Here is a 12,386-nt window from a genome sequence, read left to right on the forward strand (position 1 = left end):
GTCGCTGATCATCCCTAGAGGGATCGCAACATGGCTGCGGCAACAGCGGGCCAGGCCTCGGCGGGGTCGCTGATCATCTCTAGGTCGCGTGTGTTATGCCGCGGGGCACAGTTCCGCGGGCGCGACGATCATCCAGGTTGCATGACGGGAGGCGGCNCATTGCGGTACGGAATGTGCGTTCTGCGGGCCCAGACCGTACACGGCGCACCGCAACGCGGCCGCGGTGGGGCCCACCCTTGATCATCTGGGCCGCGTCGACGGACTACGTCGGGAGTCGTGGACTGGGGCTCGATCCTTCCAGGCAGGAGCTAGGCGGCAGCAGGACGCCCGCGGGCGGCCGGGGCCGGTGGTGTCACCGGAGGCCGGGCGCCCGCGGGCGTGGGCCGTGCTTCGGGGTTGCCGTGCTTCGGGGTTGCGCCTCAGCGACCGGCGGGGGTCAGGTTGAGGCTGCGGCCGGCGAGGCCGCGGGAGCGGTAGGTGAGGCGCTCGGCGACGGCGCGCAGGGCCTTGCTGGCCTCGGCGTCCGGCTCGGCGACGACGAGGGGCAGGCCGTTGTCGCCGCCCTCGCGCAGGCGGACGTCCACGGGGACCTGCGCGAGCAGGGGGACGTCGTGGCCGAGGACGCGGGTGAGGCGCTCGGCCACGGCGGCGCCGCCGCCGGAGCCGAAGACGTCCACGCGCTCCCCGCAGTGCGGGCAGGGCAGCCAGGCCATGTTCTCGACCACGCCGACGACGTTCTGCCGGGTCTGCACGGCGATGGTGCCCGCGCGCTCGGCGACCTCGGTGGCGGCGAGCTGCGGGGTGGTGACCACCAGCAGCTCGGAGGAGGGGACGAGCTGGGCCAGGGAGATGGCGATGTCACCGGTGCCGGGCGGCAGGTCCAGCAGGAGGACGTCGAGGTCGCCCCAGAAGACGTCGGACAGGAACTGCTCCAGGGCGCGGTGCAGCATCGGTCCGCGCCAGGTCACCGGCTGGTTTCCGCGGGTGAACATGCCGGTGGAGATGACCCGGACGCCGTGCGCCTGGGGAGGCATGATCATCTTCTCGACCTGTGTGGGCGGGCGCTCGATGCCGAGCATCCGGGGCACGGAGTGGCCGTAGATGTCGGCGTCGAGCACGCCCACGGACAGGCCCGATCGGGCCATCGCCGCCGCGAGGTTCACGGTGATCGAGGACTTGCCGACGCCGCCCTTGCCGCTGGCGACGCCATACACCCTGGTCATCGAGCCCGGTTGGGCGAACGGGATCACCTTCGGGGCGACGCCGCCGCGCAGCTTCGTGTGCAGGGCGGTGCGCTGCTCGTCCGACATGACCTGCAGGTCGACACGGACCTCGCGCACCCCCTCGACCGCGCTGACGGCTCGGCTGACACGGTTGATGATCTCATCGCGCATCGGGCAGCCGGACACGGTGAGCAGCACCGTGATGTCAACCGAGCCGTCGTCGAGCACGTGGACCGAAGAGACCATGTCCAGCTCCGTGATGGGGCGGCCGATCTCGGGATCGTGCACCGTCGCCAGAGCCGACTGGATCGCGTCGGAGGAAGGCCGGGATGGGGACAAGGGAAACCTCAGTCACTGATTGGCATCAGATGCGGCCCTCGGAGCCGCCGTTCGCTCCACGATAGCCCGCGGGAAGCCCGTCGGCGTTGGCCCGCCGGCCAGGTGTGCGCCACGGGTGCCAGGACCTGGATGAATCCGGCGGTACCGGTGGTTGTCGATCGGTGCGGCCTGCTGGTTCCCGGGGCCTGTCGGGAATCTGACTCCACCCGGGCCGATGGCCGTGACCTGGATGTCGGGCGCGCGGCGGCGCCCCGGCTCCGGCCGGTGCCGTGGCGGGAGAGCCGACGGGGGCACGTCACGGCATAGGCTGATCGAGGCGGCAGCGGGAGGACGCGATGGCAGTCGAAGAGGTGATCGGCGCCAGCTCCGAGACCGACGCGGACTGGGTCGACGAGCGCGGCATGCGAGCCTGGCGGGGGCTGCTGCAGGCGCACGCGCATGTCACCAGGGTGCTCGAGGCGGAGCTGGAAGCCATCCATCACCTGCCGTTGGCCTCCTNCGACGTGCTCGTCCAGCTCGCCGAGGCGCCGAACCGCGAGCTGCGGATGAGCGAGCTGGCGCAGGCGGTGCTGCTGTCCCNCAGTGGGCTGACCCGGCTCGTCGACCGGCTGGAGCGCGAGGGGCTGGTCACCCGGCGATCCTGTCCCTCNGACGCCCGGGGCACGCTCGCCACCCTGACGCCGCAGGGTCTCGACCGGCTTCGGGCCGCCTCCGGCACCCACCTGAAGGGGGTGGGACGGCACGTGCTGTCCCACTTCAGCCGGGCGGAACAGGAGCAGCTCGCCGAGCTGCTCGGGCGGCTCAGCCCGGGCCGCGGCTCCGACACCGGTGGCCGGGGGTGCGGCAAGGGGGTGTGAGCTCGGCCCCGGTGGTCAGGTCGAGGCCGGGCCCTGGAGCGGTGCGGCGCCGGTGGCGGCGGCGAGCAGTCGCTCGTACGACGCGCGGCTGGTCGTCTCGGCGGCGAGGCCCTGCGGCTTGCTGCTGCCGTGGAAGTCGCTCGATCCCGTCACGATCAGGTCGAGGTCGGCGGCGAGTCCGCGCAGCCGGCGCCGTTCGTCGGCGTCATGGTCGGGATGGTCGACCTCGACCCCGCCGAGCCCCGCCCGGGCCATCTGCTCGATCACGTCGGGCCCGACCGTCACCCCGCGTCGGCTGGCGAACGGGTGCGCGAACACGCTGACCCCGCCCGCGTCGCGGATCAGCCGCAGGGTCTGCCAGACGTCCGGCTGCTCCTTGCCGACCCAGTACGGCCCGCCGGTGCCGATCCAGTCGCGGGTGAAGGCCGCCGCCACCGTCGGCACCAGCCCGGCCTCGACCATCGCCGCGGCGACGTGCGGGCGGCCCACCGTCCCGGCGGCGAGTTCCGCCACCCGCTCCCAGCGGATCGGGTGCCCGTCGGCGGCCAACCGGTCGGCCATCCGGCGGGCGCGGACGGCCCGATGCTCGCGGACCCGGGCGCGGACCGCGGCGAAGGCGGGTTCGGCCGCGTCGAACAGGTAGGCCAACACGTGCAGGGAGATCGACCCGCCGGGCACGTCGACGGAGCAGGAGATCTCGGCGCCCGGTACCAGGGTGAGGCCGCCGGGCCGCGCCGCGGCGGCGCGCCCGAGGCCGGCGGTGGTGTCGTGGTCGGTCAGCGCGATGACCGACAGACCCGACTCGGCGGCGAGCCGGACGAGATCCTCCGGTGAGACCAGGCCGTCCGACGCGGTGGAGTGGGTGTGCAGGTCGATGGTCATTCGCCCATGCTGGCAGCTCGTCCCCGCCGGCCGCACCGAGTCGGGACCGCGTCGCGGGCCGGCCGAGCATCGCGGTCGCTCGGCGGTTCGACTCGGCGACTCGGCGGTTCGGCGGTTCGGGAGGCTAGAGATCGAGGCCGGTGAGGACCAGGACGCGCTCCTCGGTGAGGTCGGTCATGGCTGCGCGGACGCCCTCCCGGCCGATGCCGGACCCCTTCGTGCCGCCGTAGGGCATCTGGTCGGCGCGGTAGGAGGGGACGTCACCGATGACGACCCCGCCGACGGCGAGCTCGCGGTGGGCGCGGAACGCGGTGGCCAGGTCGTGGGTGAACACGCCGGTCTGCAGACCGAACTCGCTGTCGTTGACCCGGGCGAGGCCCTCGTCCAGGCCGTCCACCGCGGCCACGACGACGACCGGTCCGAAGACCTCCTCGCGCACGACCCGGGCATCGGCGGGGACGTCGGTGAGCACCGTCGGCGCGATGGACGCACCGGTGCGCGATCCGCCGCAGACGAGCGTCCCGCCGGCGGCGACGGCCTCGGCGATCCACTGTTCGACCCGGCGCGCCGCGGCCTCGTCGATGAGCGGGCCCACGTCGGTGGCCGGATCGGTCGGGTCGCCGCCGCGCAGCGCCCGCACCGCGGTCACGATCTCGCGCAGCAGCTCGTCGTGGACGGACCGGTCGGCATAGACGCGCTGCACGGCGATGCAGGACTGGCCGGCCTGGTAGTTGGCGAACAGGGCGATGCGCCCGGCCGCCCGGGCGAGGTCGCCGGGCGCCGCGTAGTCGGCCGCGACCAGCACGGCGCCGTTGCCGCCGAGTTCGAGCACCACGTGCTTGCGGGGCACCGCGTCGCGGATCGACCAGCCGACCGGGCCGGAGCCGGTGAAGGACACCACCGGCAGGCGCGGGTCCGTGACGAGCCCGGTGACCTCGCTGTTCGGGACGGGCAGGACCGACCAGGACCCCTCGGGCAGGTCGGTCTCGGCGAGCAGATCGCCGAGGAACAGCGCGGACAGCGGTGTGCGGGGGGCGGGCTTGACGATGATCGGGGCGCCGACCGCCAGCGCCGGTGCGACCTTGTGCGCCACCAGGTTCAGCGGGAAGTTGAACGGGGTGATCCCCAGCACGGGCCCGCGCGGGAAGCGCCGGCTCAGCGCCAGGCGCCCCTCCCCGGTCGGGTCCGTGTCCAGCCGGGTCAGCTCGCCGGTGAAGCGACGGGCCTCCTCCGCGCCCCAGCGAAACGTCGAGCTCGCCCGGGCCACCTCGGCCCGAGCCCAGGTCAGCGGCTTGCCGCTCTCCGCGGTGATGAGGCGGGCGAGCTCGTCGCCGCGCCGCGCGATCTCCCTGGACACGTGCGCCAGCGCCGAGGCGCGCACGTGCGCCGGCAGCGCCGAGAACCGCGGGGACACCTCGGCGGCGGCCGCGACGGCGCGCTCGACCTGGTCGGCGTCGGGCTGCGCCACGGTGGCCACGAGGCCGTCGTCGAAGGGGTGGCGAACGTCGATGGTCGTGGCCCCCTCGGCGCGGTTGCCCGCCAGCCAGAACGAGGTGACGTCAGCCATTGCGCTCCGCCCATGTCGTCGCCATCAGCCGCCATCCTAGGCGCATCGTCGGCGCCCCGGCGGTTCCAACGCGCCCCACCGGGCCATCGGCGCATGCCACCCCATGAAGCGGCGCTGAGCTGGGCGGACAGGCCGGCCCCGAGCCCGTGGGCGGGGGACGATGCCCTGGTGGACAGCGGCCGGCGAGCAGGCGGGAGCCGATGAGATGAACCCTCCGAACGTGCCGGCCCGCGGCGGGCCGGGGCTGCCCCAGATCCGCCGCCTCGTCACCGAGATCCCCGGGCCCCGCTCGCGCGCGCTGGCCGCCCGCCGGGCCGGCGCGGTGGCCCGCGGAGTCGGCGAGACCCTGCCCGTGTACGTGCACGCGGCCGGCGGCGGGGTCGTCGTCGACGTCGACGGCAACTCGCTGATCGACTTCGGCTCGGGGATCGCCGTGGTCAGCGTCGGCAACGCCGCGGACGGCGTGGTCGCCGCGGTGCGCGAGCAGGTCGGCCGGTTCACCCACACCTGCTTCATGATCACCCCCTACGAGGGGTACGTCGCGGTCTGCGAGGCCCTGAACCGGCTGACCCCGGGCGACCACGACAAGCGCTCGGCGCTGTTCAACTCCGGGGCGGAGGCCGTCGAGAACGCCGTCAAGATCGCCCGCTCGGCGACCGGGCGCGCCGCGATCGTCGTCTTCGAGCACGCCTACCACGGGCGGACGAACCTGACGCTGGCGATGACGGCGAAGTCGGCGCCCTACAAGGCCGGTTTCGGGCCCTTCGCCCCCGAGGTGTACCGGGTGCCGCTGGCCTACCCCTACCGCTGGCCGACCGGTCGGGAGCACTGCGGCGAGCAGGCGGCGGCGCGGGTGATCGAACTCGTCCGGGACGAGATCGGCGCGGGCGAGGTGGCCGCGCTGGTCATCGAGCCGATCCAGGGCGAGGGCGGGTTCATCGTCCCCGGCCGCGGCTTCCTGCCCCGCCTCGCCGAGTTCTGCGCGGACGCCGGCATCCTGTTCGTCGCCGACGAGATCCAGACCGGCTTCGCCCGCACCGGCACGATGTTCGCCTGCGAGGACGAGGGCGTCGTGCCGGACCTCATCACCACCGCGAAGGGCATCGCCGGCGGGATGCCGCTGGCGGCCGTCACCGGACGGGCCGAGATCATGGACGCCCCGCAGGTCGGCGGGCTCGGCGGCACGTACGGCGGCAACCCGGCGGCCTGCGCGGCGGCACTCGCGGCCATCGGGTTCATCGAGTCCGCGGACCTCGCCGCCCGCGCGCGGCGCATCGGCGAGCTCGCGCTGCCCCGGCTGCGCGCCCTGGCGGCGCGGTACGACGTGATCGGGGACGTCCGCGGGCGAGGTGCGATGCTCGCCCTGGAACTCGTCCGCGGCGGGGGCGACACCCGCCCGGACAGGGAGCTGACCGGCGCCGTCGCGGCGGCCTGCCACCGCCGCGGCCTGATCGTGCTCACCGCCGGCACCTGGGGCAACGTCCTGCGGCTGCTGCCGCCGCTGGTCATGGACCCTGCGCTGTTGCTCGCCGGTCTCGACGTCCTCGACGAGGCCTTCGCCGAGGTCACCGCCGCCCGCTGACTGCCCGGCGGTTCGGCGTACCTGCCCGGCGGTTCGGCACATCTGTGCTGGTGGGGCGGTTGCTCGTGGTACAGGACGGGAACAGCGGTATCGGAACCGCCGAGGTCCGGCGGCCCCCCTCCACCTACGCCAGGAGGCGCCCGGTGAGCATTGCTGCCGCCTGCCCTCGTTGTCTCGGCCCGCTCCGCCCACCCGACCTGTGGAGCAGCCAGTACCGCTGCGACGAGCACGGGGAGGTGAGCCCGTACCGGACGGCCGTCTTCTCCCGCGAGCAGGCGTTGCACGCCCTGGCCACGTCCTCCACCGTGCCCGTGTGGCTGCCCGAGCCCATGCCGGTGCACTGGTACGTCAGCGGAGTCGGCTGGGCCGGCGACGAGCGCACCGGACCGCGGGCCAGCGCGCTCGCCCTCGCCGGCCCCTGCCCGCTGGGCGGCCCGGCGGAGATGATCCTCGTCGCCGAGGCACCCGGGGTGGGCCTCGGCGCCCGGCTGGCCGGCATCACCGGCCTCGACCCGCAGGCGCTGCCGGGCGTGCCCGAGGCCAAGGTCGAGGCCGCGGGGCATCCCACCGCGATGTGGCCGCTGGCCGTCCCGCCGGACCGGGCCGCCTTCGTCGGGGAGGCCCGCGGGGTGTGGCTGTGGCTGGTGCTCTGGCCGGCGGACGCGGCGCTGATCCTGCTGGAGCACCTGGTGCTTCGCGATGTGCGGGACGCCCCCGAAATCGGTGAACGGTCGTTCTTCGGCGCTGTCAGCGAGCATCTCACCGTCGCGCCGTCCTCGGTTCGGTGAGTGAGGTTCCCGCGGCCGTAGGCTGATCCGATCGGATCGGCCGGCGAAGGGACTCGGGCAGCATGACGCAACCGTCGTTCCCGGCGCCGACCGCCGCGGCGGTCGACCGGCGGCTGGTCACCGTGATCGTCAATCCGAGCGCGGGGCGCGGGCGGGCGCTGCGCCTGCTCGACGGCGTCCGCACCGAGCTCGACCGGTGGGCTGCTGACGTGCGCGTCGCCCCCACCCGCGACCTCGCGCACGCCGGTCGGCTCGCCGCCGAGGCCACCGCGCAGGGACGGGTGGTGGCGGCGCTCGGGGGGGACGGCCTCGCCGGGGCGGTCGCCGGGGCGGTGGCGCGGGCGGGTGGGCTGCTCGCCGTGCTGCCCGGCGGCCGCGGCAACGACTTCGCCCGCGGGCTGGGCCTGTCCGCCGACCCCCGCCGCGTCGCCGCCGAGCTCGCCGGGTTCCAGGAGCGGCGGGTGGATCTGCCCGAGGTCGGCGGCCGGCCGTACCTGGGGATCGCCAGCGTCGGATTCGACTCCGACGTGCAGATCATCGCCAATCGGATGCGCCTGCTGCGCGGGCGGCACGTCTACACCTACGCGGCGCTGCGGGCGGTGGCGGCCTGGCGGCCGGCGCGGTTCACGGTGGCGATCGACGACGGTCCGCCCGAGGTGCTGCACGGCTGGACGGTGGCCGCGGCCAACGCGGCCTACTACGGCGGCGGGATGCGCTTCGCCCCCGACGCCGACCTCGCCGACGGGCTGCTCGACATCGTGCTGATCTCGCGGACGTCCCGGCTGACGTTCCTGGCGCTGTTCCCGCGGGTCTTCACCGGCCGGCACGTCCACACCCGCCACGTGCGGGTGCTGCGGGGGAAGCGGCTGCACATCGGCGCCGACCGGCCGTTCGCGGTGTACGCCGACGGCGACCCGCTGGCCGACCTGCCGGCCGAGATCGTCGTCCGCCCGGACGCGCTGCGCCTGCTCGTCCCGCCCCGTCGATCATGATCCGCCTGCGGTGCGTTCTGCACGGTCTGAAGCCGCAGACCGTGCGCACCGCACCGCAGTGTGGTCCTCGCGCCGTGACCGTTCCGGGCGGCAGCGGCAGCGGCAGCGGCAGCTGCAGAGGCAGAGATCAGGGCGCGGTCAGTCCGCCCGCCGGGCGGGCTGGGTGTCGGCGTCGGCGTCGGCGATCTCCGGCGTCGAGTGGTAGTCGACGAGGCCNCTGACCTGCGGGTAGTGCAGGTCGAAGGCGGGCCGCTCGGAGCGGATCCGGGGCAGCCGCCGGAAGTTGTGCCGCGGCGGCGGGCAGGACGTCGCCCATTCCAGCGAGTTGCCGTACCCCCAGGGGTCGTCGACGGTGGCGAGGGCGCCGTGCCGGTAGGAGTGCCACAGGTTGTAGATGAGCGGCAGCGTGGACGCGGCGAGCAGGAACGCGCCGGCGGTCGAAACCGTGTTCAGGGTGGTGAAACCGTCGGTCGGACCGTAGTCGGCGTAGCGCCGCGGCATGCCGCGCACGCCGAGCCAGTGCTGCACCAGGAACGTGGTGTGGAAGCCGAAGAACATGGTCCAGAAATGGACCTTGCCCAGCCGGTCGTTCATCATCCGGCCGCTGACCTTCGGGAACCAGAAGTAGGTGCCGCCGAACGCGGCGAAGACGACGGTGCCGAACACGACGTAGTGGAAGTGGGCGACGACGAAGTAGCTGTCGCTGACATGGAAGTCGATCGGCGGGCTGGCCAGCATCACCCCGGTCAGTCCGCCGAACAGGAACGTCACCAGGAAGCCGAGCGCGAACAGCATCGGCGTCTCGAAGGTGAGCTGCCCACGCCACATCGTGCCGATCCAGTTGAAGAACTTGATGCCGGTCGGCACCGCGATGAGAAACGACAGCAGCGCGAAGAACGGCAGCAGTACCGCGCCGGTGACGAACATGTGGTGAGCCCACACCGTGAGCGACAGCACACCGATCCCGATCGTGGCGAAGACCAGCCCCTTGTAGCCGAACAGGGGCTTTCGGGAGAAGNCCGGCAGAATCTCACTGATGATGCCGAAGAACGGCAGGGCGATGATGTAGACCTCGGGATGGCNGAAGTACCAGAAAAGGTGNTGCCACAGGATCGCGCCGCCGTTCGNCGCGTCGAACACGTGCGCACCGAACCGGCGGTCCGCCTCCAGCGACAACAACTGCGCGGCCAGCACCGGGAAGGCGACGATCACCAGGATCGACGTCACCAGGAACGTCCAGCAGAAGATGGGCAGCCGGAACATCGTCATCCCGGGTGCGCGCAGCGTCAGGATCGTGGTGATCATGTTGACCGCGCCCAGGATGGTGCCGAGCCCGGACACCACCAGGCCCATGACCCACAGGTCGCCGCCGGTGGTGGGCGAGTAGGCCCTGCTGTTGAGCGGGGAGTAGGCGAACCAGCCGAAGTCGGCGGCGCCGTCGGGGGTGAGGAACCCGGCGATGACGGTCAGCCCGCCGAACAGGAAGAACCAGTACGACAGCGAGTTCAACCGGGGGAACGCCACGTCGGGGGAGCCGATCTGCAACGGCACCAGGAGGTTGGCGAACGCGAACGCCAACGGCGTCGCGAACAGCAGCAGCATGATCGTTCCGTGGATCGTGAACAACTGGTTGTACTGCTCGTTGGAGAAGTACTGCAGGCCCGGCCGGGCGAGCTCCGCCCGCATCATGACGGCCAGGATCCCGGCGAACAGGAAGAAACCGAANGCGGTGACGAAGTACATCACGGCGATGTCCTTGTGGGACGTCGTCCGCAGGTAGCCGAGCACGTTCGTGCGTGGTCTGGAGTGCGCCGCGACGACGTCCTGCGGGTCGGGCCGAGCGGGTGCCGCTGGTTCCCGCGGTTCCTCCAGAATCGTCACGCTCGACTCCCGGTTCCTCGTCGTCCGCGCGGCCCGCGGGTGGCCCGCGAGTGGCCCGCGGTGGGCGGGCGGCGGCCGACGATCCGCACCGACGCCGCAGGCGACCGCGGCCGGCGGTGGTCGGCCGGCGGCAGCCTAACGTGCCGGGAGGGATTCCGGTTGGACGCTGGTCGAGTTTTCTTCGATATGTTTCGCGATGCCCCGCCGGGCGATTGGGGGATTCGCGGAGTTTGACGGGTTGCGCTCAGGCGGGTCGGGCGCCGGGGACGCCGTCCTCGACGACCCAGGTGGCGTCGGTGGTGACCGGCGAGTCCCGCCGGGAGAGGTCGGCGACGACCCGCATGTCCGCGCGCCATTCCGTCGGCGTCACCCGGATCCGGGTGTACCCCCGGCGATCACCGCGGAAGTAGCGGACGTGCGGGTTGAGGCGGGCGTTGTTCTCCCGGACGAAGTCGTCGTTGATGAGGAAGAAGGCCGAGCTGATCGAGGTGCAGACGAACTCGGTCGCGACCGCGGGGGTCTCCGGTCGGTCGAAGTCGACGCGCAGGTCGTTCACCCAGGCGCAGTGGAGGTCCCCGGAGAGCACCACCGGATTGCGCGCCCGGCTGTCGCGCACCCCGGACAGCAGCCGTCGGCGGTAGGGGCGGTAACCGTCGTTCTGGTCGAGGTTGGTCAGCATGCTCCCGGACCCGACGGGAAGCTGGCCGTCGAGCTGGGCCATCATCGTCTGCTGCGCGATCACGTTCCAGCGGGTCCGGGAGGCGTCGAGCCCCGCGCGCAGCCAGCGTTCCTGGGCGGCCCCGGCCATCGTGCCGCCGATGTTGCCGGCGCCGAGCGCGGCCGGGCCGACGGCCTCCGGCGAGTTGCCCGGCACCGGGGTCCGGTACTGGCGGGTGTCCATGACGTTGAGCGTCAGCAGGCCGCCGAAGGCGAGGCGGCGGTAGATGCGCAGGTCGGGGGAGCCCGGGTTGAGTTCGACCCGGATCGGCATGTGCTCGTAGTACGCCTGGTAGGCGGCGGCCCGCTGGCGGGCGAAGACGGCCGGGTCCTGATGGCGGTCGCCGGAGTCGCCGGCCTCGTCGACGAGCCCCGCGTAGTTGTTCTCGACCTCGTGGTCGTCCCAGGTGACGACCCAGGGCGCGGCGTGGTGGGCCGCCTGCAGGGCNGGGTCCGCCTTGTACTGGCCGTAGCGGTTGCGATAGTCCGCCAGCGTCTGGAGCTGGTCGAGTCCGGGCTGCTGGGGGGTGGTGTGCACGCGGTCCGGGAACCGGCTGTCCGGGTCGTACTCGTAGATGTAGTCGCCGACGTGCACGACGAGGTCCGGCGCGTCCGCGGCGATGGCGTCGAAGGCCGCCCAGTAACCGTTCTGGAAGTCCTGGCAGGAGGCCAGCGCCAGGGTCAGNGCGCCCCCGGCCGCGGCCGCGTCGGCCTGCGGGGCGGCGGCGGTCCTGGTGCGGCCGACGGGGCTGAGCACGGTGCCGGCCCGGAAACGGTAGAAGTACTCGCGTCCCGGCTCCAGACCGCGGACGTCGACGTGCACCGAGTGGGCGAACGCCGCCTGCGCGGTCTGCGTGCCGGCGCGTACCACCGAACGGAAGTTCTCGTCGGCGGCGATCTGCCAGTCGACCGGGACGTCGCGTGAGGGCATCCCGCCGCCCTCGCTCGGGCGCGGCGCCAGCCGGGTCCACAGGATGACGCCGTCGGGCAGCGGGTCGCCGCTGGCCACCCCCAGGGCGAACACCCCGTCGGTCACCCCCGGGACGGGGGTCGGCGCGCGCAGCGTCGGCCCCGGGATCGGCGTCGGGCCGCCCGAGCCGCCGCACGCCGCCAGCCCCACCGCGGCCGCCGCCGCGCCCCCGAGCCCCAGCCCACCGAGCAGGACCGCCCGCCGGTGCGGGCGACCCTGGGGGGTGGACCCGGCGCCGGCGAACAGGGATCGAAGGGGACGAGAGGGGCCCGCCGTGGCATCACCGGTCACAACGTCATGAGAGTAGTGCGTCGGGACCAGCGGAGAAGGGCCGGATCCGCACCCGGCCCGCGGGTCAGGTGCGGGCGGGCTCGGGGCGNCCGGGCTGCTCGCCGCCGTGCGCCTCGCCGTAGGCCCGCGTCGCCACCAGCACCTTGCGCCGGTAGACGCAGACCAGCGTGCCGTCCTGGTTGTTGCCCCGGGTCTCCACACTGACGACGCCCCGGTCGTCGCGGCTGCGGGAGGGGACCTTGTCGAGCACGGTGGACTCGCCGTAGATCGTGTCGCCGTGGAACACCGGCGCGACGT

General features: G+C 73.3%; 7 protein-coding genes and 11 pseudogenes. 7 read left to right on the top strand and 11 right to left on the bottom strand.

Annotated elements, in window-relative coordinates; translation table 11 throughout:
* Positions 1-419: 419 nt before the first annotated feature.
* Positions 420-1,562: a P-loop NTPase gene (locus UK94_RS31415; protein WP_011607137.1), complete on the bottom strand. Its 1,143-nt coding sequence runs from the start codon at positions 1,560-1,562 to the stop codon at positions 420-422.
* Positions 1,563-1,897: 335 nt separating this feature from the next.
* On the opposite strand from UK94_RS31415, the pseudogene UK94_RS71925 reads away from it, so the two are divergent.
* The 4 pseudogenes from UK94_RS71925 to UK94_RS71940 form a co-directional block, all read left to right on the top strand.
* Positions 1,898-2,060: pseudogene (locus UK94_RS71925) on the top strand (MarR family transcriptional regulator); the annotation flags it as partial.
* 1 nt (position 2,061) lies between these two features.
* Positions 2,062-2,141, top strand: a pseudogene (locus UK94_RS71930) (MarR family transcriptional regulator); the annotation flags it as partial.
* 1 nt (position 2,142) lies between these two features.
* Positions 2,143-2,211, top strand: a pseudogene (locus UK94_RS71935) (MarR family transcriptional regulator); the annotation flags it as partial.
* A gap of 1 nt (position 2,212) precedes the next feature.
* Positions 2,213-2,419: pseudogene (locus UK94_RS71940) on the top strand (MarR family transcriptional regulator); the annotation flags it as partial.
* A gap of 15 nt (positions 2,420-2,434) precedes the next feature.
* Here UK94_RS71940 and UK94_RS31425 read toward each other — a convergent pair.
* Both UK94_RS31425 and UK94_RS31430 read right to left on the bottom strand, forming a co-directional pair.
* On the bottom strand, positions 2,435-3,301 hold the full coding sequence (locus UK94_RS31425; RefSeq protein WP_055749777.1) for a PHP domain-containing protein: 867 nt from the start codon (positions 3,299-3,301) through the stop codon (positions 2,435-2,437).
* A gap of 124 nt (positions 3,302-3,425) precedes the next feature.
* Positions 3,426-4,868 (bottom strand): aldehyde dehydrogenase family protein, encoded by a 1,443-nt coding sequence (locus UK94_RS31430; RefSeq protein ID WP_011607134.1) that lies wholly within the window; start codon positions 4,866-4,868, stop codon positions 3,426-3,428.
* A gap of 205 nt (positions 4,869-5,073) precedes the next feature.
* Between UK94_RS31430 and gabT the strand changes: the two genes are divergently transcribed.
* The 3 genes from gabT to UK94_RS31445 all read left to right on the top strand — a co-directional run bounded on the left by gabT (position 5,074) and on the right by UK94_RS31445 (position 8,230).
* Complete coding sequence (gene gabT / locus UK94_RS31435; RefSeq protein WP_050997458.1) at positions 5,074-6,450, top strand: 4-aminobutyrate--2-oxoglutarate transaminase; 1,377 nt, start codon at positions 5,074-5,076, stop codon at positions 6,448-6,450.
* Positions 6,451-6,593: 143 nt separating this feature from the next.
* Positions 6,594-7,238 carry a DUF6758 family protein gene (locus UK94_RS31440; protein ID WP_041939822.1) on the top strand — a complete coding sequence of 215 codons (645 nt, stop codon included), beginning with the start codon at positions 6,594-6,596 and terminating at the stop codon, positions 7,236-7,238.
* A 62-nt stretch (positions 7,239-7,300) separates the two neighbouring features.
* Positions 7,301-8,230, top strand: a complete 930-nt coding sequence (locus UK94_RS31445) for a YegS/Rv2252/BmrU family lipid kinase (protein ID WP_055749780.1) — start codon at positions 7,301-7,303, stop codon at positions 8,228-8,230.
* Between the two features lie 217 nt (positions 8,231-8,447).
* On the opposite strand, the pseudogene UK94_RS71945 reads toward UK94_RS31445, so the two are convergent.
* The 8 genes and pseudogenes from UK94_RS71945 to UK94_RS31460 form a co-directional block, all read right to left on the bottom strand.
* Positions 8,448-9,248 (bottom strand): annotated as a pseudogene (locus UK94_RS71945) (cbb3-type cytochrome c oxidase subunit I); the annotation flags it as partial.
* Between the two features lies 1 nt (position 9,249).
* A pseudogene (locus UK94_RS71950) lies at positions 9,250-9,312 on the bottom strand (hypothetical protein); the annotation flags it as partial.
* A gap of 46 nt (positions 9,313-9,358) precedes the next feature.
* Positions 9,359-9,955: pseudogene (locus UK94_RS71965) on the bottom strand (cbb3-type cytochrome c oxidase subunit I); the annotation flags it as partial.
* A 1-nt stretch (position 9,956) separates the two neighbouring features.
* Positions 9,957-10,111: pseudogene (locus UK94_RS75635) on the bottom strand (hypothetical protein); the annotation flags it as partial.
* 244 nt (positions 10,112-10,355) lie between these two features.
* A partial coding sequence (locus UK94_RS71970) for an alkaline phosphatase D family protein (RefSeq protein ID WP_235490878.1) occupies positions 10,356-11,276 on the bottom strand: 921 nt, incomplete at its 5' end.
* Position 11,277: 1 nt separating this feature from the next.
* Positions 11,278-11,513: pseudogene (locus UK94_RS71975) on the bottom strand (alkaline phosphatase D family protein); the annotation flags it as partial.
* Position 11,514: 1 nt separating this feature from the next.
* Positions 11,515-12,044: pseudogene (locus UK94_RS71980) on the bottom strand (PhoD-like phosphatase N-terminal domain-containing protein); the annotation flags it as partial.
* A gap of 134 nt (positions 12,045-12,178) precedes the next feature.
* A pseudogene (locus UK94_RS31460) lies at positions 12,179-12,386 on the bottom strand (MaoC family dehydratase); the annotation flags it as partial.

It is taken from the genome of Frankia sp. AvcI1 (genome assembly GCF_001420875.1).
GTDB classification, from domain to species: Bacteria; Actinomycetota; Actinomycetes; order Frankiales; family Frankiaceae; genus Frankia; species Frankia alni.

What these genes read in the sequence shown, in the direction of transcription:
- UK94_RS31425 (WP_055749777.1), bottom strand. Translation starts at nt 3,301, where the DNA reads ATGACCATCGACCTGCACACCCACTCCACCGCGTCGGACGGCCTGGTC.
- UK94_RS31430 (WP_011607134.1), bottom strand. Translation starts at nt 4,868, where the DNA reads ATGGCTGACGTCACCTCGTTCTGGCTGGCGGGCAACCGCGCCGAGGGG.
- gabT (WP_050997458.1), top strand. Translation starts at nt 5,074, where the DNA reads ATGAACCCTCCGAACGTGCCGGCCCGCGGCGGGCCGGGGCTGCCCCAG.
- UK94_RS31445 (WP_055749780.1), top strand. Translation starts at nt 7,301, where the DNA reads ATGACGCAACCGTCGTTCCCGGCGCCGACCGCCGCGGCGGTCGACCGG.